At 64.1% G+C, this 23,635-nt stretch carries 21 protein-coding genes; 10 read left to right on the top strand and 11 right to left on the bottom strand.

The features are described 5' to 3' along the window. Positions 1-101: 101 nt before the first annotated feature. From H3V53_RS35585 to H3V53_RS35575, 3 genes are all read left to right on the top strand, one after another. Positions 102-314 (top strand): hypothetical protein, encoded by a 213-nt coding sequence (locus H3V53_RS35585; protein ID WP_336601829.1) that lies wholly within the window; start codon positions 102-104, stop codon positions 312-314. Positions 315-424: 110 nt separating this feature from the next. Beyond that, positions 425-622: a CsbD family protein gene (locus H3V53_RS35580; protein ID WP_336601828.1), complete on the top strand. Its 198-nt coding sequence runs from the start codon at positions 425-427 to the stop codon at positions 620-622. A gap of 241 nt (positions 623-863) precedes the next feature. Next, positions 864-1,499: a biliverdin-producing heme oxygenase gene (locus tag H3V53_RS35575; RefSeq protein WP_336601827.1), complete on the top strand. Its 636-nt coding sequence runs from the start codon at positions 864-866 to the stop codon at positions 1,497-1,499. On the opposite strand, the gene H3V53_RS35570 is transcribed toward H3V53_RS35575, so the two are convergent. Beyond that, entirely contained in the window at positions 1,496-1,939 is a 444-nt protein-coding gene (locus tag H3V53_RS35570; protein ID WP_336601826.1) for a response regulator, read from the bottom strand. The genes H3V53_RS35575 and H3V53_RS35570 overlap by 4 nt on opposite strands. A 410-nt stretch (positions 1,940-2,349) precedes the next feature. Here H3V53_RS35570 and H3V53_RS35565 point away from each other — a divergent pair, with 410 nt between their 5' ends. Continuing rightward, the gene (locus tag H3V53_RS35565) at positions 2,350-3,951 is read left to right on the top strand and encodes a PAS domain-containing sensor histidine kinase (protein WP_336601825.1); all 1,602 of its coding nucleotides are present in this window, start codon (positions 2,350-2,352) and stop codon (positions 3,949-3,951) included. 65 nt (positions 3,952-4,016) lie between these two features. On the opposite strand, the gene H3V53_RS35560 is transcribed toward H3V53_RS35565, so the two are convergent. Further along, positions 4,017-4,454: a response regulator gene (locus H3V53_RS35560; RefSeq protein ID WP_054925571.1), complete on the bottom strand. Its 438-nt coding sequence runs from the start codon at positions 4,452-4,454 to the stop codon at positions 4,017-4,019. 45 nt (positions 4,455-4,499) lie between these two features. Then, on the bottom strand, positions 4,500-6,929 hold the full coding sequence (locus H3V53_RS35555) for an ATP-binding protein (protein WP_336601824.1): 2,430 nt from the start codon (positions 6,927-6,929) through the stop codon (positions 4,500-4,502). 189 nt (positions 6,930-7,118) lie between these two features. Here H3V53_RS35555 and glgX point away from each other — a divergent pair, with 189 nt between their 5' ends. Continuing rightward, entirely contained in the window at positions 7,119-9,290 is a 2,172-nt protein-coding gene (gene glgX / locus H3V53_RS35550) for a glycogen debranching protein GlgX (protein ID WP_336601823.1), read from the top strand. 164 nt (positions 9,291-9,454) lie between these two features. Here glgX and glgA read toward each other — a convergent pair whose 3' ends face one another. The 3 genes from glgA to H3V53_RS35535 all read right to left on the bottom strand — a co-directional run bounded on the left by glgA (position 9,455) and on the right by H3V53_RS35535 (position 12,790). After that, positions 9,455-11,080, bottom strand: coding sequence for a glycogen synthase GlgA (gene glgA, locus H3V53_RS35545; RefSeq protein ID WP_336601822.1), 1,626 nt, complete (start codon positions 11,078-11,080; stop codon positions 9,455-9,457). A gap of 438 nt (positions 11,081-11,518) precedes the next feature. After that, on the bottom strand, positions 11,519-12,106 hold the full coding sequence (locus H3V53_RS35540) for a BPSL1445 family SYLF domain-containing lipoprotein (protein ID WP_054925577.1): 588 nt from the start codon (positions 12,104-12,106) through the stop codon (positions 11,519-11,521). 240 nt (positions 12,107-12,346) lie between these two features. Then, a complete protein-coding gene (locus H3V53_RS35535) occupies positions 12,347-12,790 on the bottom strand; it encodes a response regulator (RefSeq protein ID WP_336601821.1) in 444 nt (147 codons plus the stop codon). A gap of 360 nt (positions 12,791-13,150) precedes the next feature. Here H3V53_RS35535 and H3V53_RS35530 point away from each other — a divergent pair, with 360 nt between their 5' ends. The 4 genes from H3V53_RS35530 to H3V53_RS35515 all read left to right on the top strand — a co-directional run bounded on the left by H3V53_RS35530 (position 13,151) and on the right by H3V53_RS35515 (position 17,479). Beyond that, positions 13,151-13,699, top strand: a complete 549-nt coding sequence (locus tag H3V53_RS35530) for an aspartate/glutamate racemase family protein (RefSeq protein WP_336601820.1) — start codon at positions 13,151-13,153, stop codon at positions 13,697-13,699. Next, positions 13,663-14,649 carry a cysteate racemase gene (cuyB, locus tag H3V53_RS35525; RefSeq protein WP_336601819.1) on the top strand — a complete coding sequence of 329 codons (987 nt, stop codon included), beginning with the start codon at positions 13,663-13,665 and terminating at the stop codon, positions 14,647-14,649. Before H3V53_RS35530 ends, cuyB begins: the two co-directional genes overlap by 37 nt. Positions 14,650-14,849: 200 nt before the next feature. Continuing rightward, entirely contained in the window at positions 14,850-15,218 is a 369-nt protein-coding gene (locus H3V53_RS35520; protein ID WP_336601818.1) for a RodZ family helix-turn-helix domain-containing protein, read from the top strand. 107 nt (positions 15,219-15,325) lie between these two features. Beyond that, positions 15,326-17,479 (top strand): phosphocholine-specific phospholipase C, encoded by a 2,154-nt coding sequence (locus H3V53_RS35515; RefSeq protein ID WP_336601817.1) that lies wholly within the window; start codon positions 15,326-15,328, stop codon positions 17,477-17,479. Positions 17,480-17,571: 92 nt separating this feature from the next. Here H3V53_RS35515 and H3V53_RS35510 read toward each other — a convergent pair whose 3' ends face one another. From H3V53_RS35510 to H3V53_RS35490, 5 genes are all read right to left on the bottom strand, one after another. Continuing rightward, positions 17,572-18,768, bottom strand: coding sequence for an amidohydrolase family protein (locus H3V53_RS35510; RefSeq protein ID WP_336601816.1), 1,197 nt, complete (start codon positions 18,766-18,768; stop codon positions 17,572-17,574). Further along, the gene (locus H3V53_RS35505; protein ID WP_336601815.1) at positions 18,765-19,397 is read right to left on the bottom strand and encodes a VC0807 family protein; all 633 of its coding nucleotides are present in this window, start codon (positions 19,395-19,397) and stop codon (positions 18,765-18,767) included. The genes H3V53_RS35510 and H3V53_RS35505 overlap by 4 nt, the downstream gene beginning before the upstream one ends. A gap of 167 nt (positions 19,398-19,564) precedes the next feature. Next, positions 19,565-20,533, bottom strand: a complete 969-nt coding sequence (locus H3V53_RS35500) for a hypothetical protein (protein ID WP_336601814.1) — start codon at positions 20,531-20,533, stop codon at positions 19,565-19,567. A 307-nt stretch (positions 20,534-20,840) separates the two neighbouring features. Then, positions 20,841-21,926 (bottom strand): alpha/beta fold hydrolase, encoded by a 1,086-nt coding sequence (locus H3V53_RS35495; RefSeq protein ID WP_336601813.1) that lies wholly within the window; start codon positions 21,924-21,926, stop codon positions 20,841-20,843. Positions 21,927-22,084: 158 nt separating this feature from the next. After that, entirely contained in the window at positions 22,085-23,407 is a 1,323-nt protein-coding gene (locus tag H3V53_RS35490; RefSeq protein ID WP_336601812.1) for an AI-2E family transporter, read from the bottom strand. Here H3V53_RS35490 and H3V53_RS35485 point away from each other — a divergent pair. Further along, on the top strand, positions 23,400-23,635 hold a 236-nt coding region (locus H3V53_RS35485), incomplete at its 3' end, for a helix-turn-helix domain-containing protein (protein WP_336601811.1). The genes H3V53_RS35490 and H3V53_RS35485 overlap by 8 nt on opposite strands.

The raw sequence follows: 23,635 nt of genomic DNA, 5'->3' as shown, positions 1-23,635 counted from the left end.
CCCTATGGCGAGCATCGGCATCGCCCGAATGTCGCTTTTTCTGCTGACGTTCAATCCGATGACGATTCGTCCTCCAGACGGGAACAGGAAGGGGACCGGCAATGGATCACTATCAGCTGGAAAACGAGCTTCGCCACCTCGAGCAGGTGCTGAGCCACTATGTGGCCGCCACCCAGCGATTTCCCCTCTCGTACTGGCGCGGCCGGCTGAACGCGGTGCTGGTGATTCCGCTCGTGCCGTCGCAGCGTACGCGTGTCCGCAAGCTGGACGAACGGCTACGCGTGCTCGAAGCGCGCGCGGCTGAAATCGGCTGAGGTCCGTTGCGATTCACGAGCATCGCGCAATGGCCACCGGGCACAGCGGATGCTCAGTCCGCTACTGACTGACGCAACGGTGCGTCGGTGCAAACCAGACGGAGTCAGCCATGAACAAGGATCAAGTGAAGGGCACGGCCGAAAAGGTGAAAGGCAAGGTCAACGAGGCCGTCGGCAAGGCCACGGGCAACCGCAGCCAGGAAGCGAAGGGCGACCTGCAGCAAGGTGCAGGCGAAGTGCGCAAGTCTTACGGCGATGCGAAGGAAGCCGCCAAGGACGTGGCGCACGAAGACCGCAAGCATCACTGATCGTGCCGCGCTGCTGACACCGCGCTAATGCGTAGCTGGGTTCGGCGGACGTGATGCACGCGGGCTGCGCGGCAAGCTGCCGTGCAGCCGGGTCACAGGGAGCGTACAAAGCAGATGGGCAAAGCCCGCGGGGCCGCGTTTCGACGCGGCCCTTTTTCGCGTGACGCGCGCGCCTGCATCTGTGTTGTCTGCGGGTCGCCCATTAAAATCAACAGTCCTGTCAAACAAACGGATAGTCCGCGTGAGTCTTCAGTCCTCTTCTGCCGTGCCCGATTCTCTCGACGTGCTTGCCGCATTGCGTGAAGCGACGGGGAGCCGTCATGCGCGCGTCGATGCGTCGATGCCGCTTTCGAACGACAACCCGACGCTCGACGACTACCGGTTGCATCTGCAGCTGATCGCTGCCTGGCTCGCGCCGCTCGAACGATGGCTCGCGCGTTTCGACGACGGTCCGCAACGCGCGCTGCCCGCCATCGTGCGGATGCCGCTGATCGAGCGCGATCTCGCCGAGTCTTCGCTGCCGCGTGCCGATGGCAGCGCGACGGAGCCGCCCGCCGAAGCGGGGCAGTTCGCCGACGATGATCCTGCCTGGCGTTGGGGCGTGTGCTATGTGATCGAGGGATCGCAACTGGGCGGCACCGTGCTGTATCGGCAATTACGCGAGACGCTCGCGCCGCATCCGTTGCGCTATCTGAGCGGCGACGGCGTGCCGCCTGGGCCGAGGTGGAAGCATTTCATCGAAGCATTGCGCGCGCAGGTCGACACGCCGCGCGACATCGCGCGGGCGTGCGAAGGCGCGAAGGCCGCGTTCGATGCGCTGCTCGCGTTGCTGCCGGCGCGCGCGGCTGCCGAATGCGCGCCCGGCGTAATCAGCTAGTTCAACGACGCATCGGCCGAACCGTGAGGCGGATTTTCGCGGTGCGGTGCTCGCCGCAGCAGCAGTTCGAGTTCCCCAAGCAAGGTCTCGCGCGCGACAGGCTTATGCAGCGTGCACTCGCAATTGAGATCGGCGGGGATATCGGGCGATGCGCTCCACAGGATCACGGGCATGCCATCCAGACCGGGATCACTCTTCAGCGTGCGGCACACTTCGGCGCCGTCCATGCCGGGCATCATCAGATCCGTGATGACGACGGCGGGGTGCACGCGTTGCGCGAGCTCCACGCCTTTGCGCGGCTCGAAGGCCGTCAACACGTGAAAGCCCTCCAGTTCGAGCAACAGGGCCCACGCAATCAGCAAATCCGGCTCGTCGTCGATGAGCAGGATGGTGGGAAGACGGCTATCCGACAGTGCGTTCGATTCCATGTGTACAGGCATGCTTCTGCTCGCGCAACCGGGAGAGCGGGTGCAAGTGAAACGTCTCAATCAAGTGTTAGCGGCGCATGCATGTCGCGTGCCAACATGTTGCGCCCTACTCGGCGGAGCCTGTTGAGCGAGCGGCGCGGGTGCGGCATTGACGGCTCGGCCCCATGCGCGGCGGGGCTTGCATCGATTTCGCATGATTCGCGGCAGTGCGCCACGCGCGGCGGCGCACACGGCAAGCAAGTGATCTCGCTGCGCAAAAAGTATCGACGTCGTTGTAAATTCCGGCGCACGGCGCGGTCAATTTTTCCGCGCGTGCGACGTCGCATGCGGCCGCCGCGTCGAGCGGAACGGCGAATGCGTTCGGTTTCTTTCGGGTAGACTGCCGGTCTATGGACAGACTAACCAGCCAACCGCGTACCGCGTTGCCGGTCGACACATCGCAAGTGTTCGAACTGTTGCCGGATGCCTGGCTGATCGTCGACGAGCGCTATCAGGTCGTGCTCGCCAATGCGCGATATCGCGAGACGCACGGCGTGACGCTAGCCGATATCGCGGGCCGTTCGATCTACGACATCAACCAGTTTGGATCGCAATCGCAACGCGATCTGCGCCGCAACTGGCTCGACGCAATGCTGCCCGGCCTCGTGCCCGGCGAATCGCGTTTGTCTCCCGTGCTCCGCTATGACACGCCATCGCCCAAAGGTAGCGACGGCACATTGACGCCGCGTTACTGGCAAATACGCACGTCGGTGATCGGCCCGCGCGATGACGCCGCGCCAATGTTCGGCGTGTGCGTGATGGACGTGACGGATTCGATCGCCGTGAGCGAGCGCGATCAGCGCGAGCGCGCCAAGCTGCGTTCGCAGGCGCGTTTGCGCCAGGTGCTCGTCGACGAAGCGAACGCCGAACTGCGCGTGCATCGCGAGCAGTTGCGACAGGCGCTGGCGTTCGCGCATGTCGGCGCGTGGGAACTCGATCCGGCGACGGGCGCGATCGAAGGCTCCGATCAATGCAAGATCAATCTCGGCCTCGCACCCTCCGAAGCGCTGACGCAGGCGCGCCTCTTCGATGAACTGATCGACGAGGCCGACCGCGCGCGCGTGAAGGAAGCGATGGAGCGCGGACTCGCGCAGTCCGAGCATTTCGAAGTGGAATTCCGCGTCACGTGGCGCGACGGCACCGTGCACTGGATTCTGCTGCGCGGTCTCGGTCGATATCAACCGGACGAGACGTTGAAGTCGATTGTCGGCTTCACGCTCGACATCACGTCGCGCAAGGAGGCCGAGCTCGAACAACGCGCGATCGCCGAATCGGAAAAGCGCGCGCGCGAACATAGCGACGAAGTCGCGCGCGCGATGGATCATTTCGTCACAGCCGTGAGTCACGAACTGCGCTCGCCGCTTGGCGCCATCCTGTCGTGGACGACGCTGCTGCAACGGGCCGCGGATGCTTCGCACGTCGCTCGCGCGGCGGGTGTGATCGAGCGCAACGCGCATCAGCTATCGCACATGGTCGACGATCTGCTCGACAGCGGCGCGATCGCAACGGGCAAGCTGTCGGTGAATCGGCGCCCCGTCGATCTGGGCGCGCTCGCGGGCAATGTCGCTGAAGATATTCGCATGACGGCAGAGACGAAAGGGCTGCGGCTGGTGGTGGGCGAGCTGGCGCCGTGCGTCGTGATGGCCGACGAGAGCCGGATGAAGCAGGTCGCGTGGAATCTGCTGTCGAACGCAGTGAAGTTCTGCGCGCAGGGCGAAGTGGAACTGAGCGTGACGGTGCAGGGCCAGCAGGCCGAGCTGACGGTGCGCGATACGGGCTGCGGCATCGAGCCCGATGCGCTGGCGCGGATTTTCGAGCGCTTCCAGCAGATCAATCCCGAGAGCGGCGGCCGCGTCGCGGGGCTGGGGCTCGGACTGTGGCTCGTCAAGCATCTCGTCGATCTGCATCACGGAAGCGTGACGGCGCACAGCGCCGGGCGAGGCAAGGGGGCGACGTTCAGGGTGGCGCTGCCCCTTTATCGATGAGCGGTAGCGATCAAGGTTCGCCTGCACGCCGTTGCAGCCCCGTGGCGCCATCACGTCGATCCGGTTTACCTCGAATAGGGAGGCGGCTCGTTGAGCACCGCCCAGAACATGCCGAGATCGTTGATCGCCGCCATGAAGTCGTCGAACTCGACGGGCTTCACCACATAAGCATTCACGCCCAGGTCGTAGCTGCGCAGCAAGTCCTTCTCTTCACGCGACGAGGTCAGCATGACGACGGGAATGCGCTTGAGCTTGTCGTCGGCGCGCACGTTGCGCAGCACTTCATGTCCGTCGATCTTCGGCAGTTTCTTGTCGAGCAGAATCACAGCGGGATTCTCGTCCTTGCGATCCGCGTATTGACCTTCGCGCCGCAGGTAATCGAGCGCTTCCGCGCCGTCGCGAATCGACACGACCGGGTTCGCGAGCCGCGTCTTTTCCAGCGCGATCAGCGTCAACTCGATGTCGTTGACATTGTCTTCCACCAGCAAAATCGGTCTAAGCACGCGTAGTTCCTCGTTGGTCTCGACGCATTGTCAGCATCAGCATCGTCAGCGCCTGACGGCGTCTGCGCCGTCCGACGTGTTGGGTTCGCCGGTGGCGTCCGCGCCGGATTCTTTCGGCACGGGCCTGAACGGCTGTCCCGTCGAAAGCGCCGCGAGGCGTGCCACGGCCGCCATCGCGCTTTCGTCGCGCGGGTTCGTGTCGGGCGTGAAGGTCAGCGGCAGCGAGAAATAGACCGTGGCGCCCCGGTTCAACTCGCCTTCGGCCCACGTCTTGCCGCCATGACGTTCGACGATACGTCTCACGCTCGCAAGTCCGATACCCGTTCCCTCGAATTCTTCCGCGCGGTGCAGCCGCTGGAATACGCCGAACAGCTTGTCGACATAGCGCATGTCGAAGCCGACGCCGTTGTCCCGCACGTACACCACACACTGGCCCGCAAGCTCGCCGTCGCCGGGCCGGCTCGACACTTCGATCACGGCAGGCGCGTTCGGGTCCTCGCGCAGGCGGCTGAATTTTACGGCATTCTCGATCAGGTTCCGCAGCACGACATGGATCAGTACCGGGTCAGCCGGGATGGATGGAAGATCGCCGACGTGCCATTCGATGGGCCGTTCGCCCGCGTTGCGCTGCTCGTCGGCGACGAGCGCTTGCGCGAGCGCGTGCAGATCGACGCTTTGTGGACGCAGTGCGGCGCGGCCCATTTGCGAGAACGCGAGCAGATCGTCGACCAGTTTGCCGCCGAAGCGCGCGGCGCCGATGATGCGCTCGACGAAATGCTGGCCGCGCTCCGACAATTTCGCACTTTCCATTTCGCGCAGCAGGTCCGCGAAGCCGACGATATGCCGCAGCGGCGCGCGCAAATCGTGCGACACGGTGTATGAAAAGCCTTCGAGCTCCTCGTTCGCGCGGCCGAGTTCCATCGCGAGTTGCGCGAGTTCTTCCGCGCGCCGCAGCACGATGCCGAGCAGCGCCGTGCGGAATTCGACGGCGATTTCGAGTTCGGCCTGGCGCCACGGCGACGAGCGGCCGCGCACGGTTTCCGTCCACGTGTCGAAGCTCTTGCGCGGCGACAGCGAGGCCGACAGCGAGGTCAGCTTCGCGCGCGGATCGCCCGCCCACTTGAGCGTGCGCACGACCTCCGCGCGAAACCAGATTACATAGTTGCGGAACAGTTTGGAGATGGACAGCGCCAGCATGCCGGCATGATCGGGATTGGCCGGGCGCCCCCATGCGGCTGCGAGATCGTCGGTCGAGTAGATGTCGTCGCTCGTCGAATCGAGCCACGCGACGATCTCTTCGATCGTCGCTTCGTCGGGCGCATTGCCGACGGGCACGATGCGTCCGTCGAATACGATGGCGGCGCCCGTGGAGTTGGTCAGCGCGAGCAGTTCGCGCGGATCATTGGCGAGCGCGTCGATGAAGTGGTCGGTGTTCGCCATTGTTGCGAGCAGCTGCGACTGGCGGCGGCGCAGTTCGAGGCGGTACTCGGCTTCCGCGCGATCTTCCTTTGCTTCGACCTGCAGCGACAGCACTTGCGCGATGTGCTCACAGGCGGTGCGCACCTCGAACGGCGGCACGCGCGCGCTCGCGTGGTGGCACGAGATCAATCCCCACAGCTTGCCGCGCACGACGATCGACATCGACATCGACGACCACGTGCCCATGTTCTTCATGTACTGCACGTGCAGGGGCGAGACGCTGCGCAGCGATGCATACGTGAGATCGGTCGGTGTCTGCGTAACGGGATTCAGCGCGGGCACGAGGGGCGAGGGCGCGTAGTCCGCATCGGCGATCAGGCGGATGCGGTTGCGCAAGTACAGCGCGCGCGCTTGAGGCGGAATGTCCGAGGCGGGAAAGCGCTGGTCCATGTACGACGGATAGGCTTCGTCGAGCGCCTCCGCGATGACGTGGCCGTTGCCGTCGTCGTCGAAGTTGTAGACGAGCGTGCGCCCATAGCCCGTAATGCGCTGCACTTCGTGCGCGGCGAGCGCCGTCAGATCGGCGACGCTTTGCACTTCCTGCAAGCGGTTGGTGAACGTGCGCACGAGCGGATACATCGACGCGAATACGTCCGCGGTGCCGCGCGCGGGTTCCAGTTCGACGAACGCGACACCCTCATGACGGTGCACGACGATCGCAAGCGGCGACAGCCGTGGATCGCGAGGATCGTCGATCGAGCCGACGTAGAGCGGCACGCCTTGCGCATCGAGCGACGCGAGCGCCTCTATCGCCAGCGTTGCCGCGTCGCCGAGCACGGCGGAGAGCGGCTTGCCGAGCACATCGCCGAGCGGCTTCTGTGCGAGCAACGCTACGTTCTCGCTTGCCTGCGCGACGACCCCGTCGGCGGCGACGCAGAACAGAAAACCATGAGGCTGGATGCCGCCCGGAATATGAATGGGTTCGCGCGCGCAATCGGCAAGTGCGCGCGCCATGTCGTGCGTGTTTGGTTCGCTGACGCTCTGGACGTTCGACATGCTTGCTCCATTGGACGGTCCCGCCATTCTCGCATACGCGTTGTGCATGCGTTCTGCCTTAAGTGCCTGAAAAATTCGCCCGGCTGCGTGCCGGCGCATTGTTCCCGGGCACAACGATTGCTAATCACCTTCGCTGCGCCCGAACACCGCAGCGCGGCGCGCCTTCCAATTCGCCTGAGGAACACAACCATGCCAACCGATTCCCGTATCTCCGAGGGCTTGCCGTTTCCGCTCGGCGCGACCTGGGACGGCAGCGGCGTCAACTTCGCGCTCTTTTCGGCGCACGCGACGAAGGTCGAGCTGTGTCTGTTCGACGAGAAGGGAGAGAAGGAGCTCGAGCGCATCGAGTTGCCGGAGTACACCGACGAGGTCTGGCACGTGCGTGTCGCGGGCCTGAAACCGGGCGCCGTCTATGGTTATCGCGTGCATGGCCCGTATGAGCCCGACGCCGGGCATCGCTTCAATCCGAACAAGCTGCTGCTCGATCCGTATGCGAAGGCGCACGTGGGCACGTTGCGCTGGGACCCGTCGCTGTTCGGTTACACGCTCGAAACAGAAGACGACCTCACGTTCGACGAACGCGACAGCGCGCCTTTCATGCCGAAGTGCCAGGTAGTTGATCAGACGTTCAACTGGACCCATCCGACGCGCATCCGCGTGCCGTGGGACCGTACGATCGTCTACGAGACCCATGTGCGCGGCTATACGAAGCTGCATCCCGGCGTGCCCGAGACGATGCGCGGCACGTTCGACGGCCTCGCGCAGAAGGCCGTCATCGACCACATCAAACGCGTCGGCGTGACGACGATCGAGCTTCTTCCCATCCATTCGTTCGTCAACGATCAAACGTTGCTCGACAAAGGGCTCACGAACTACTGGGGCTACAACACGATCGGCTTCTTCGCCGCCGACCCGCGTTACTTCGCGCGCGGCCCAGGCGCGATCGACGAGTTCAAGGAGATGATCGACAGGCTGCACGACAGCGGGCTCGAAGTGATACTCGACGTCGTCTACAACCACACGGCCGAAGGCAACGAGCGCGGGCCGACGCTGTCGTTTCGCGGTATCGACAACGCGTCGTACTACCGGCTGATGCCCGACGCGTGCCGCTATTACATCAACGACACGGGCACGGGCAACACGCTGAACCTTGCGCATCCGCGCGTGCTGCAGATGGTCACGGACAGCCTGCGCTACTGGGTGACGGAGATGAACGTCGACGGCTTCCGCTTCGACCTCGCCACTATCCTGGGCCGCGAGCCCTATGGCTTCGACGAAGGCGGCGGCTTTCTCGACAGCTGCCGGCAAGACCCGATCATCTCGAGCGTGAAGCTGATCGCGGAACCTTGGGATTGCGGACCGGGCGGCTATCAGGTGGGTGGCTTTCCACCCGGCTGGGCCGAATGGAACGACCGCTTTCGCGACACGGTACGCTCGTTCTGGAAGGGCGACGAAGGCTGCGCAGCGGATCTCGCGACACGCCTCACCGCATCGGGCGACTTCTTCAACCGGCGCGGCAGGCGTCCGTGGGCAAGCGTGAATTTCATCACGGCACACGACGGCTTCACATTGAACGATCTCGTCTCGTATAACGAGCGTCATAACGAAGCGAACGGCGAGAACAACCAGGACGGCCACAGCGACAACCGCTCGTGGAATTGCGGCGTGGAAGGCCCTACCGACGATCCCGAAGTGATCGCGTTGCGCGAACGCCAGAAGCGCAATCTGCTGTCGACGCTGCTGTTTTCGCAAGGCACGCCGATGGTGCTCGCGGGCGACGAGTTCGGACGCACGCAGCGCGGCAACAACAATGCGTATTGCCAGGACAACGAGATCAGCTGGGTCGACTGGAAGGGCATCGATGCCAACGGCCGCGCGCTCCTGGAGTTCGTGCGCAAGCTCACGACCTTGCGTCACGCTTTGCCCGTGCTGCGCCGCAATCGCTTTCTGACGGGCGAAATGCGCGAAGACATCGGCGTGGCGGATGTGAAATGGTTCAGTCCCGCAGGCGTCGAGTTAGCGCAGGAACAATGGGACGACCCTGCAATGCGCTGCTTCGGCCTCGTGATCGACGGGCGCGCGCAGGCGAGCGGCATTCGCCGTCCTGCATCCGATGCGACGCTGCTGCTGGTCGTCAATGCGTATCACGACGTCGTTGACTTCACGTTGCCGGAGATACCGGGCAGCGATCAGTGGAGCTGCCTGATCGATACGAACGCGCCGGAGCGCGACGAGTTGCCGGACTTCGAATCGGGCGACGCGTATCAGGTGACGGGGCGTTCGCTGCTGCTGTTTGCGCTGCACGCGAAAGGCGAGACGAAGCGGATTTTCGAGCGGCTGGAAGAGCGGCTCACGCAATGATGGGACGGCAGTCGAAGTGCGGTGTTGGGCCTGAGAGGAAGTGGCGGTGATAACAAGAGCGGCGGACCTTTTCTGAAGAGGTCCGCTGCCTTATCTATCGTTCGAGCTGTCCTTCGCGGTGTGCTTCTCTAGCCGTGCTTCGAGCTGGGCAGCGTGCGTGCGTTTCATGCACTGCGTGCCACGCTTTCCTGCGAAGCCGCCGTGTCGTTGGCCCACGCCGGCTGGGCGCTCGCCGTTCCCGCTCCGCTCACGCGACGCTGCGCCGAAACTGCCGCCACGCGCTCGACATCGATGTGCGTCCGCGTCGGGCGCGCATCGGTCAACGTGCCATACAGTTTCAGATAGGCCTGCACCGGCTTGCGCCAGCTGAAGTCGCACTGCATCGCGTTGCGCTGCAATGCGTGCCACGACGAAGGCCGCATGAACGCATCGAGCGCGCGTTGCAACGCGAAAGCGACGTCGTCGGGCGCTTCGCCGTCGAACAGAAAACCCGTCGCGCCCACTTCAGGCAAGCCGAGCTCGGGCGAACGCTCGGGCGTGTAATCGACGATGGTGTCGCGCAGCCCGCCGACGCGCGAAGCGACGGGAATCGTCCCGTAGCGCAGCGCATAGAGTTGCGTGAGGCCGCACGGTTCGAAGCGGCTGCCGTGCAGCAGGATGTCTGCGCCCGCATGCAGCATGTGCGCGCGCTTTTCGTCGTATCCGATGTGCACGCCGACGCGCTGCGGCCACGCGGCGGCAAGATCGCGCATGGCCGTCTCCAGATACGCCTCGCCCTTGCCGAGAATCGCCACCTGCAAGCGCGGATGCCGCGCGAGCATGGTGGGCAGCGCTTGCGCGACGACGTCCGCGAGCTTCTGCGACGTCAACCGGCTGCCGATCGCGACGAGCGGTGCGAACGGATCGACGGTCAGGCCGAAGATCTGCTGCAGTTCGCGCTTGCACGCCTGCTTGCCGCGCACGTCGTCGACGGAATAAGGACGCGCGATCTGCGGATCGGCGCAAGGATTCCACGTGATGCCGTCGATACCGTTGGTGATGCCCGACAGCTTGTGCGAGCACGCCTGCAGCACGCCTTCCATCAGATGACCGAAGCGCGGCGTCAGGATTTCGCGCGCGTAGTTTTCGCTGACGGTCACGACCTGATGCGCGTGAACGATGCCCGCTTTCATCATGCTCAGCGCGCCGTAGAACTCGATGCTGCGCGGGTCGGTCAACGCCGGCACGAGCAGTTCGGGCGGCACGCCCATCCAGCTGCCGAGAGCGAGCGGATAGTTGCCCTGAAACGCGAGGTTGTGCACGGTGAACACGCTTTTCGCCGCCACCCCTGCGAGCTTCATCAACAGCGGCGTGAGGCCCGCATGCCAGTCGTGCGCATGCACGATGTCGGGCTTGTGCACGCCGCGCACGCCGCGCGCAATGCGCGTGGCGGCTGCGGCAAGCGACGCGAAACGGATCGCATTGTCCGGATAGTCGCGGCCCTGGTCGTCCTGATAGAGATTGTCGCGCTTGTATAGATGATCCATCTGCAGCAGCAGAACGGGCACGCCCGTATCGGGCATGTGGGCGCGCAACAGCCGGGCGTCGCCGCCTGGCAATCCGCCGATGCGGCAAAGCGGCGTGATGCCGACGGCGCGTTCGAGCGCCGCCGGGTACGCGGGCAGCAGAATGGTCGCATCGACGCCCGCGTCGCGCAACGCGGCGGCGTACGCACTCACCATATCGCCAAGGCCGCCGGATTTCGCAAGCGGCATCGCCTCCGAGGCGACGAGAAGAACGTTCAGCGTCAAGGTATTGACTCCAGGTTCCAGGTGGTCGATTGAAAGAGACGCTTGAGATGCCGCCGTATAGGCTCGCATGATCCGGGAGGCGGACCGGGTCGGCGGAAGGCGAGGGACGGACAGCTTGGAATAACAGCAAGCGGTGTGCCACGGGCCGTGTGTTAACCCAATGCTGCTGCGGCGCGGGAGACAGCTTTGTTCAGACCTATGCAAGAAGCTTTGCCGCTGTGCATGAAGCCCTGTAGAGGATGAAATGCGTCAACTTGGTGAACGCGGACGAGGCAAGTTGGCGCAGCGCGTAAGTGTAATTCGCGATGGGACATGTGCCCGTATTTACACGGCACGGCGCGGTCGCTCGCGCGTGCGCATCGAGGCGCACGCGCGTTCGCAACCGGTTTGCATCGATGCAATGCGGAGCTGCGCGCGCATCGATGCATGAGCCGAAGGCTAGATGTCGAGCCGCGAAATCTTTGCGCCTTCGAGCGAGACGCCCGCCATCAAACCCGCGTTGGTGAGCACGAACGCCTGCACGGGCTTGGTGGCCGTGGTCGAATCGATGTTGCCGTTCGCGCCGACCTTGACGAGCGCCACCGTCGCGTCGCCACCGACTGACCAGCCGTTGCTATTGCGGAACTGGTCCAGCGCGTCCTGCGTCATGAACAGAAAGATCACGCCCTTCGATTGCGCGCCAATCTGCAAACCGAACGAGCCTGCTGCCGTGCTGTAGTAGCCGACCGTCTGACCGCCCACGCGCAGCGCGCCCTGACCGTACTGACCGCCGATCCAGAAACCTGCCTGCACGACGGACGGAAACACCAGCACGCCGCGCGCCTTGGAGGCGAGTTCGCGTGATCCGTGCGCCGTCGCATACAGACGCGAGAGCGTTTCGTCGACGCTCGAATCGATTGCGCGACGTTTGTCGGCGTTGCTCGCGTTCGTCGTCGAATGCGACGGCGTCATTGTGCAACCGGTAAGTGCAAGGCCACCCGCAGCGAGCATCGCGCTCGTGCTGACTATGAAATTTCTTCTATGCATCATCGTTCTCCTGTTTGGCACGCCAAGTCCGGCGGACAGCCCCTCCCTGGTGCTGTGGCCGCCGCTGCCGCAGGTCGCTAAACCTTGCGCAGCAAGGACTGACGACGTAGTAGCAGTTCGCGTGCCCGGCGTGCTCTCCTTCATGCATGGCCACGCGCCATCTCGCGCCAAACATCCTTCACGGTATGGACGCAACCCGAAGGCCGCCGATGATGTGTATGAATTACACGCGGCGAAGCGTTAAGCGTTGTCGGACGTCGCGCGCTTCAGAAGTTCGAGCAGGCGTTGCGGCGTAAGCGGTTTCGCGCAGTGCGCATCGAAGCCCGCTGCGCGCGCCTGTTCGCGATCGCGTTGCGATGCATAGCCGGTGCACGCGATCAGCAGCATGTGCGAGGTCGACTCCGATGCGCGCAGACGGCGTGCAAGCTCGAGCCCGTCGACGCCCGGCATCGCGATGTCGAGCACGACGGCAAACGGCTGCCATTCGGATGCGAGTTCGCACACGTCTTCGGCGCCGTGCATCGCGCGACACTCGAAACCGTTGGCAAACAGCAGAAGCTGCAATGCGTCGGCGGCATCGGGGTAGTCGTCGACAACGAGTACGCGCCGGTTATCGGTCATCCGCGTGCCGATGGGCCGCCACTCCAGTTCGTCTTCGCTGTCCTGTGGAATTCTCGTTGCCATTGGTGGTGGCCTCCTCACTCCCCGAGGCACTGGGACAGCAAGGGATGGACCCGGGACCGCATACAAGCGAACGCACAAGAACGCATAAGCGAACCCACGGAGCCGCGAATTGACAATTGCGCTGCGCGTCAGGGTTAACCAGCGAGCTAAACGCGATTGCGCGCCGTTGAAGAACGCAAATAAGCCGGATCATGTTGCTTATCAGCCGACTGCCCGCTTTATTCATGCGACATAAATCGGCATTCGGATTTATATTCCGAACGGCGCCGCGAAAAAACGGATTCGATGTAAGGCGCCGGCAGTGCGCGACAGAGTTGCCGGAATCCGCGCTTCCAATAAAAGCAGCAAGCGAGGGAAATAATGAATACATCGACCGTAATGGGGCGGCGCGCGCTCGGCATTGTGTGCGGCGAGGCGCGTTTAGCCAGCGTGGATGTGCTGCGCAAAATGCATGATGCAAATGCCGCGGCGAGAACATTTCAGCCATTGGATATTGCCGTCGAATGCTTTGCGAATGACGGGAGCCGCGCGCTGCATGCGCGCATTGCGGGCTCGGCCGAACACAAGCTGCGCGTGTTCGATTCGATCCGCGATGTCGAGCGGCGCGGCGTGACGGCCGTCGCGCTGCCGTGCTTCGACAGCCATCTGTTCATCGACGAAATGCAGCAGAACACGACGGTCGCCATCGTCGACATGATCGCGGCGCTCTTTGCGCATCTGCGGCAACGCTTTCCGCAATCGTGCCGCGTCGGCGTGCTGACTTCGCCGCTGCTGCATGAGCAGCGCCTGTTCGAACGATATGGCCAGCGCGTGCGCATCGATGTGGCGAGCGCCGGCGTGAGCGGCGCGGACCGCGACGCGTTGCGTGCGGCGTGCCACGCGCTGACGCGCAGGGCATCGACGTGCTGATGCCGGGCAGCACCGACAGCGCGCTGTCGCTGCATAGAGTCGGCACGCTGCCTGTGCCCGTCGTCGACGCGTATTCGGTGTACGCGCAACATCTGCTCGCTGCCGACCATCGCAAGCCCGCACGGGCGATCAAGCTCGGCGTGGTTGGCGGAGTGGGGCCCGCCGCGACGGTCGACTTCATGCACAAGGTCGTGCTCGGCACGCCCGCCGCGCGCGATCAGGATCACATCAAGATGATCGTCGAGCAGAACCCGCAGATTCCCGACCGCACGGATCATCTGACGGGCAATGGCGCCGATCCGACGCTCGCGCTCTACGCGACGTGCAAGAAGCTCGAAGACGGGGGCGCCGACCTGATCGCGATACCGTGCAATACCGCGCATGCGTTCATTGCGCCGATCGAAGCACGCTTGCGCGTGCCTATCGTCAACATGATGAACGTGACGGCCGACTATCTGCGCGCCGCGTTTCCCCATGTCGAGCGCGTCGGCCTGCTCGCGACGGACGGCACGATTGCAAGCGGACTGTATCGCGCGGCGCTCGAAGCACGCGGAATGACCCAGGTCGTGCCGTGCCTCGCGATGCAGGCGCGCGTGACGAACGCCATCTACGGCGCGCGCGGCGTGAAAGCGGGCTTTACAAACGGAGAATGTGTCGACGACATCATGGCGGCACTCGACAGTCTTCTCTCGCAGCACATCGAAGTCGTTCTGCTGGCGTGCACTGAATTGCCACTGCTTTTCCCGCAAGCCGCCTCCGTCACGCGTAATGGACGCACTGCGCATCTCGTCGATCCGACCGATGTGCTTGCAAGATCTTGCGTGGAATTCACGCGCGGCAAGCCGATCGCCACGCAGGCCAATGCCCGATGCGAAAGAGCGCCGGTAGACTATGCGGTTTTATCGAGGCAGATGGAAAGAGGCACGGCATTCAATGCCGAGCTGCTTTGAAGCTTCCATTCGCTGTGACTTTCGTGTTTCTTTTCGCTTTCTAATCACTTTCCAATAACAGTGATTTCAAGGAATTTCTCTTCATTCGCAAACGTTTCACAATAAGTTCTTCATTCGACTTCAGACTGCGTTTCCAGCGGCGGCGCGCCATTTTTTAGCGTGCCGTCATGTGCCGAAGTGTGCTGGAACAGGATGCTCGAATGAACGGACTTCCTCTCTCTTCACCGCGCGTTGGCGCGATCGTTGTGCTTGCATCGTTCACGCTCGCCGCATGCGGACCGGACGATGCCGCGAGCGTCGCGAGCACGGCGCCTTCCCCGTCCCGGTCCCAGCCGGGCGCCGGGCCGGCTATGCAAAGCCCCGCCATTGCGCCCACTCAATCGCCGCCGCCATCCGCGCGGGTGGGCAGTGTGGCCAGCATGTTCAATGCGCCCGCGACGCGCGTGGGCGCAGGCATCGATAACCCATCCAGGAACGCCGCCATTGTGGACGCGCAGGCAAGCCTTGCTGCCGACAGCCAGCAGATCGCGCCCGTGCTTCATTACGCCCCCGGCGACGACAGTCATTGAACGACATCAGCAGTGAATGACAACGCGCGCGAAGCGCGTGTGTGGGCCCTTTGTGCCGTTTTTTGCCCTTTTTGTACTCTTTCCCCCGAGAAGAAGGTAACGACACCATGACATCCAATAGCCGTCGCCGTTTTCTGAAAACCGCCGCAACCTCGGCAGGCGCTGTCGCCGCCGTGACGATGCTGCCCGAATCGATCCGCAATGCGCTCGCTGTGCCCGCCAACTCGCGCACGGGATCGATCCGTGACGTCGAGCACATTGTCGTGTTCATGCAGGAGAACCGTTCGTTCGATCATTACTTCGGCCATATGCGCGGCGTGCGCGGGTACAACGACCGCTTTCCCATTCCGCTGCCGAATGGCAAGCCCGTCTGGTATCAGCCGTCGAAAGCCGATGCGACCAAACCCGTGCTGCCGTTTCACCTCGACACGCAGACGACGAGCGCGCAATGCGTCGGCGATCTCGATCACTCGTGGTACAAGACGCACGCCGCGATCGACGGCGGCCGCTACGACCAGTGGCCCGCGAACAAGACGGACATGACGATGGGCTATCACCTGCGCTCGGACATTCCGTTCCATTACGCGCTTGCCGATGCGTTCACGGTCTGCGACGCCTACTTCTGTTCGCTGCCTGGTCCGACGCATCCGAACCGCGCGTATCTGATGACGGGCACCGTCGATCCGACGGGCACGAAGGGCGGGCCGCTGCTCGACAACAACGACTTCGTGGACGGCGACGTGCCGCCGAAGTATCAGCTGCTGTCGTGGACGACCTATCCCGAGCGCCTGGAAGCAGCCGGCATTTCGTGGCAGATCTATCAGCAAGGCACGGACGGCTCCGACCCGCTGACGGGCAACTACGGCACCAACATCCTGCAGAACTTCGAGAACTTCATCAACGCGCAACCGGGTTCTTCGCTGTTCCAGCGCGCGCAGACAGTGCGCACGATCGACGACCTGAAGGCCGACGTGCAGGCAAACCGGCTGCCGCAGGTCTCATGGCTGTGCCCGCCTGCCGCGTACTCTGAGCATCCGAAGTACACGCCTGCGTACGGCGCGGAGTACACGTCGCACATTCTCGACGCGCTGACGTCGAACCCCGACGTGTGGAGCAAGACCGTGCTGTTCATCATGTACGACGAGAACGACGGCTTCTTCGATCACATCGTGCCGCCGCAGGTGCCGACCTCGCGCGCACAAGGGCTGTCGACGGTGACGACGGATGGCGAGATTCACAACGTCGTCAATCCTGGGCGCGGCGGCAGCTATACGGTCGACAACCTGCCGTACGGCCTCGGGTCGCGCGTCCCGATGACGATCGTGTCGCCGTGGACGAAGGGCGGCTTCGTGTGCTCGCAGGTGTTCGATCACACGTCGGTGATCCGCTTCATCGAAACGCGTTTCGGCGTGCAGGAGCCGAACATCACGCCGTGGCGCCGCGCCGTGTGCGGCGATCTCACGACGGCATTCGATTTCCGCACGCCCGACGCGAAGATGCCGCCGCTGCCGGACACGAGCAACTACAAGAGCATCGCCGACAACCAGTGCGCGACGCAGCCCGCGCCGACCGTGCCCGCGACGCCCGGTCCTGTCGATCCGCAGGAAGCGGGCATCCGTTTCGCGCGCGCATTGCCATACGAACTGCACGTGAACGGGAAGCTCGATGAAAAGGCGAACTCGCTGACAATCGAGTTCGGCAACACAGGCGAGCAGGGCGCGCACTTCCATGTCTATTCGACCAATCGCACGGATGGCCCGTGGCGCTATACGGTCGAAGCGGGAAAGTCGCTGAAGGACGTGTTCAATCTGTCGTCGACGAACGGCGCATACGCGTTCATCGTGTATGGCCCGAACGGTTTCGTGCGCAGCTTCTTCGGCAATGCACAGGCATCGGCGCAAGGCGCGAGCGCGGCGACTCTTTCCAGTCAGAACCGCAAGCCCGCGCTGCCGGAAGTGAAGGCGCACTACGACGTCGCGAACGGCAACGTGTACCTGAAGTTCAGCAATCACGGCGACAGCATTGCGCGTCTTTCCGTCGTCGATAACGCGTACGGCGCGCATCCGCGTCCCGTGATCGTGCCGCCGGGCGTGACGATTGAAGAAGCGTGGGTGCTCGCCGCGAGCCATCACTGGTACGACCTGACGGTGAGCAACAACGACGACGCGTCGTTTCAGCGCCGCCTTGCCGGTCACGTCGAAACGGGCAAGCCCAGCATCAGCGATCCCGCCGCCGTTGCGCCCGTGATGTCGATGTTCTGAGCCGCACGCGTGGCACTGAACGGACGGCGCGAACTTCGCCCCGGCATGGTTGATGTGCCGGGGCTTTTTTTCACGTGTGCGTCGCGAGCGGCTCACGCATCGAGCGTCAGCACCCCATCACGCGCAACAATGCGTCCATTCGCCACGACCAGCTTACGCACGGGCCGGGCCGCAACGGCATGCGCGAGCGTTTGCGCATCGACGAGCACGAGGTCCGCACGCGCGCCCGCGTGCAAACCATAGTCGGCGAACTGGCATCCGCGCGCGGCTGCATGACTGACGCAATCGAATGCGAGCGCGAGCGCATCGTCGCGCCGCAGGTCGTAGCGCATGCCGATCAGCATCGCGCGTTCGAGCATATCGGGTGAGCCGTACGGATTCCACGTATCGCGGATACCGTCGTTGCCGCCGAACAGCGTGACGCCTTTTTCGATGCACGCAGCAAGCGGCGGCACAGGCACGGAAGCGGGCGCCGTGGTGAGCAGCGCGACGTTCAGTAGCGCAAGCCGTTCGAGCAGCGGATCACGCTCGCGCGGCGCCAGCGCGCCGAGACAGAACGCGTGGCTGACCACGACGCGCCCTTGCATGCCGAGCGCCTCGACGCGATCGAGCAGCAGCTTGAGCGTGAACGCACCGATTTCGGCGGGTTCGTGCAGGTGGATGTCGATCGGCTTCGCGTGGCGCGTCGCCAGATCGAAAGTCGCATTCAGCGACGCGACCGGGTCGCCGTCGATCAACGCCGGGTCCAGCGCGCCCAGCACGTCGGCGCCCGCTCCTAGCGCTTGGTCGAGCAGCGTGATGGTGCCTTCGCGCTCCAGCATGCCCGACTGCGGAAATGCCACGATCTGCATGTCGAGCACGTTGCGCAACGTGTCGCGCGTGCGCAGCACGCCTTCGAGATGTTTGAGGCGTGCGTCGGTATCGATATCGACGTGCGTGCGCAGACGCGTCGTGCCCGCCTGCAGAAAAGCCCGCGCCAGCGCGAGCGAGGCGGCAGCCGCATCGTGGCCGCTCTGCGCACGAAAGCGCCGCTCGTTTTCGATGCGATCGGTGAGCTTCCGTCCCACTTCGTTGCGATACCAGCGCATGCCCCACATCGTCTTGTCGAGATGCGTATGGCCTTCGACGAAGCCGGGCAGCAGCAGCGCGCCGTCTCCCTGCACGCGCGTCGCATCGGGTTTGGCCTGCAGATCAGCGCCAATTGCATCGATGCGGCCGTCGACGATCGATACGTCGACGCGTGTGCCATCGGGCAAACGCACATCGGCGATCCGTAGCTGCTTGCTCATGCAGACTCCATTTTGCTGTCAGCGTCCATTCGTTTGAGACGTCGGCGCGTGCGGATCGTCCATAGCGTGAGCGCGCCGTACACGCCCCAGCGCAGCGCCGTCGAGATATGCAATGCCAGTTGCGCGTCGCTCAGCGTCGACACGACCCAATAGCGCGCGATATTTTCCGCCGTCAGTCCAATGCCCCAGACCACTGTCATCCGACGAATCTGCGCCACGAGTTGCGGGCGCTCGCGATAGTGGCGTTCGAACTCCGCGACGCGGTCACGCGATTCGCGCGATGCCGTCGAGCGCCCGAGGTAGTACACGAGCGGCTTCTTCAGCAACAGCGACAGCAGAAACGTGACGCCGATGACACCCGACACCATGGGGTCTTCCAGCGCGCGCTGCGCGTCACGATCGATCAGCGCCCACGCGAGCAGCGGCACGATGCCAGCGAGCACGATCGCGCTGAGCGCATCGAAGTGCCGCGCGTGATACAGGTCCCAGGCGATCCACGCGAGCAACGGCGCCGCCGACGCCGCCAGCGCGCCCGTCACGCCCCAATACGGCAGCGCGAGCCGGTACGCGAGCCACGGCAGCGCGATATTCACGGCCAATGCGGACAGGTATCGGTAGGGAACCTTCATACGCTCGTTGCGCGCGCGTGCGCGGGTGCATGCCGGTGGATGCGTAGTGTCGCATATTGGCGGTGAACGAAGCAGGGCAATCTTTCGGAGGAATTCGCGCGAAAAAAGCGGCGAGCGCCTGTCGCGCTCGCCGCCTGCGGAGGTGATGTCGTGACGCCTTGGCGGATTCAGATCAATGGAAGCGTCTGCCTGTCGAGCGCCCGCTTCATGATGGGCGCCAGCGCTGCGCCGATGCGCTGGTGTTGCGCTTCGTCGATCACGCTCGCGAGCAGCGCGGCGAAGCGCGGCTCCTCCACGCCCGAGACAATGTACTGCCAGCGGTAGGCGTCGAGCATCGCCGCCTGCACGTCGGCGATTTCCGCGTGCTGCCACGCGCGGTCCACATGCTCGCAGAAATAGGCGGCGTCCTGCTTCGCCTGCGTCTGCACCACACCGTCGACGCCCACCACCAGCGCGATCAGGTCGTTCACGGCTGCATCGCGCGCGGGTTCATCGAGCTTCGCGTCCTCGCGCATCCATTCGAGTTCGTCGATGATCGCGTGCTGCGATTCTTCCTTCCAGTGATACATGAACACGTCCTTGAAAAGCGGCGAGAGCGTGTCGTCGGCTTCAATGCTCTGACGGTAGTGCACCTGCGAGAAGATTTCGATGTGGCACGTCAGCGCAAGAATGGCCCATGTCGATTTGCACAGCACGAATCCCGCGACTTCATCGGCATCGGGCAGGAAGACATAGCCGGCGGGCATGTCCGCGCCCGCCAGCAGCTCGATGCGGCGGAACAGTTCCTGATGCTTCAGCTCCTCGTCGGTCAGGCGCACCACGGCTTCAAGCGCGATCTGGTCGCCCAGCGCGTGATCGCGTCCAAGCTCGAGCATCTTCGCGCCGATGAAGCGTTCGACGAGTTTGAACATGTTGGCGTACGTGCGCCCCTGGACCTGCGAATAGAAGCGGCGTTCGGCTTCATTCAGAAACGGCAGGCGATAGACCTGCGAAAGGCCGTCCGGCAGGAATGTCTGATGAGTGTCCAGTGTGCGTCCTCGAATCACGTCGAGGTCGATGTCCCAGCGGATGCGCTTGGACACCTCGACGCATTTCGCGTAACGATGGGAAGGCAGTTGATACTGTGCAGCTTGCATCTTCGAACTCCTGTTGGCTTGGGGCGGCGCAGTGGCGCCCTGGGATGGCAATGGGGTAGCGCCGAAAAGAGAACGAGCGAGAGCGGCGCCGACTCAACGCGCTGCGCGCCGGTGGTTTGCCCGCACCGTTGCGATACGCTGGACTGGATTCTGCGCAAGCCTGCCGCTTCCGACATGAGGCGTGAGTCCCGGTGCGCGCCGGGGAACGGCCGCACGCCTTGAAAAAACCCGGGAAAAGCCGGGAAAAGTCGGGCAGGGCCGGGACAGACGTTCCGTTATGGAATGTGCAAGGGCAGCAAATCGCGCCTCAGGCGGCAGGTGCGTCGAACCCCGCTTTGCGTGCCATCACGATCGCCTGGGCGCGGCTTTCCACTTCGAGCTTCGCGAAGATGCTCGTGATGTGATTGCGCACAGTCTTTTCGGAAAGGCCGAGCTGCGCGGCGATCTGCGCATTGTCGCGGCCCCCCGCGATCAGTTCGACGATCTCGCGCTCACGCCGCGTCAGCGACGCGAACGCGGGGTCCGCACGCACGGGCGCGGGCAGGAACGCGCGCACTTCGTCGCGCCAACGCTGCCACGCGTCTTCGCATTCGAGCGTCAGATGATTGTCGCTTTCGAGCGGCACGAAACGCGCGTTGGGTATCACGCTCGCAAGCAGACGGCCTTCCTCGAAGGGCACCCGCGCGTCCCGCACGGCATGCAGCACGAGCGTCGGGCATTGCACGTGCGCGAGCAGATCGACCACGTCGATGCTGTTGAACACGCGCATGATCCGTGCGGCGTTCTGCGGCGTGGTCGTGATGCGCTCGAGTTCGTTGAACCAGCGGTGCTGCTCGGCCGTGCCGCCGGGGATGAACTGCGTCGTGAAGAACTGCCGGAACGCCGGGTTGTGCTGACCCCAGCCAATTTCGGCGAGCTTCGCGAGCGTTTCGGCTTCGTCGCGCGCCTCTTCGGTGCGCGAGCGGACCAGTCTGCCGCGCGCATAGCCGCCGAACAAGATCAGATGCGTGACGCGCTGCGGAAACGCGACGGCATACGCGACGGCAATCGACGCGCCTTGCGAAATGCCGAGCAGCGCAAAGCGGTCGACGCCGCTCGCGTCGATGACGGCGATCAGATCCTGCTTCCACGCATCGAACGAAATATCGGCGACGTCGTGATCCGAGAGCCCGCAGCCGCGCTGGTCGTAGCGGATCAACGTATGTTCGCGGCACATTTCCGCGATCATGTGGCTCCAGACGGGGCTCGTGAGATCGAACTCCAGATGGCTCAGCCAGTTCGCCGCCTTGACGATGGGCGGTCCGCTGCCGCAGCTTGCATAGGCGATGCGCGCGCCGTCATGCGCGGTGCACAGCCGGATGTGCTGCCTGCAGTTCGGGGCGGTCGCGGACATGAGCCTCCCGGCGGCAAGGGGAGAAAAATGGAGCAAGAGCCGCGCATGGGATCGCGCGCGCTTTCATTCAGCCGCTTTCATTCAGATTATCACCGCCGTGTTGCTTTGCCGCGCAAGGGTGCGGCTGCCGCGACCAACGTATGAAGCGCGTGATGCATTCACGCGCCGATGTGCCGCGGCGCTTTCTCGACGAGCGGCGGCGCGGACATCGCGCAGGCCGCCTGCACGCATTGATTGACGAGATCGCCGAACGCGTTCGCGTTGTGCGTGCCGCTTAGCGCACCGACTTCGTCGACGCGCTCCGTTTGCCCGCCGATCCCGACGATCAACTGCGCGCCGTGCACGCGCTCGCGGATGCGCCGCAGCAGATTACGCAGGTACGGCGGCGCTTCGGGCGCGTCGAGCGTCACGACGCAGACGATCGCCGCGCCGTCGATGCCTTGTGTGTCCGTCTGGCCGCGCCGGAATTGCGCATAGTTCGCGGACACGGGCGTGAAGCCGCGGCGCGTCAGCAGTTGCACGGCAATCGCGGCCGCCACGTCGTCGAACGCGCCGCGGCCCGCCACGCAGACAATGCGCTGCGCTGCCGCCTCTTCGGGCAGCACGGCAGGCGGCGCGTCGGTCGCATTCGGATCGGGCTTGTCTTCGGGCAAGGCCTCTGCCTGTTCCAGGTTCTCGACGATATCGAGCAGGGTCTCGTTCATGCGCGCCAGTTGCTCGGGCGCGAAGACGCCGCGCAGCGTGTCGTTGCGCGCGAGCCGCAGGCCTTCGCGCGCGACGTCGTCGTAATAGCGCGTGAGCGGCATCTCCCTGAGAAAGCGGTCCGCCTGCACGATGGCTTCGTGCGGATCATCGGCGAGCAGACGCTGATAGAAGTTCTGCGCCGGCGTGAGCGCGGGTTGATCGCCGAGCAGCACGGTGAGGAACTTCAGGCGCTCCGCGTAGCGGCCGAGCGTGACGAGACACAGCGTGAGCGGCGTCGACAGCACGAGGCCGATGGGCCCCCACAGCCAGCTCCAGAAAATCGCCGCGACGACGACAGCGAGCGGCGAGAGTCCCGAACTATGTCCATACAACAATGGCTCGACGACCTGACCGGCAACCACATCGATGCTCACGAACAGCACGATCGTCCATACGGCCATCGTCCATTGCGGCTGGATCGCCGCCGCGAGGATGACCGCGAGCAGCCCGGCGATCCACGTGCCGATATACGGCACGAATCGCAATAGCGCTGTCAGTACGCCGAACAGCAGCGCGCCCGGCACGCCGATGATCGCGAGCCCGATCGCGATCGTCGCGCCCGCGCCCAGGTTCACGCCGAGCTGCGCGACGAAGTAGCGCGACAGGCGGCTTGCGGCATCGTTGATTGCAGTGGTGGTGCGGTGCAGATCGCGCGCGCCGAACAGGCGTATCAGACGGTCGCGCAGGTCTTCGCGCTGCAGCAGGATGAAGATCGTCACGACGAGCACGATGAACATCGTCTCCAGCGGGCCGACCACGGGCGAAAAACACGCGCTGCGCGAGTTCCAGCGGCGACGGAATGGGCTCGTGCACTTCGACGGGCAGCGGCGCCGCGACGGTCGGCTTCTGCGAGCGCCGGCTTCGTGTCACGGGGATCAACCTGTGTCGCCGCAAACCGTGCACAAGTGGCTGAGCGGCCGAACCATTCCCACCGACGACAAGCTGCGCACCCTCGCAACGTGGTT

This window comes from Paraburkholderia bengalensis (assembly GCF_037126505.1).
GTDB lineage: Bacteria > Pseudomonadota > Gammaproteobacteria > Burkholderiales > Burkholderiaceae > Paraburkholderia > Paraburkholderia bengalensis.
This window is presented reverse-complemented; position numbering and strand designations above follow the sequence as displayed.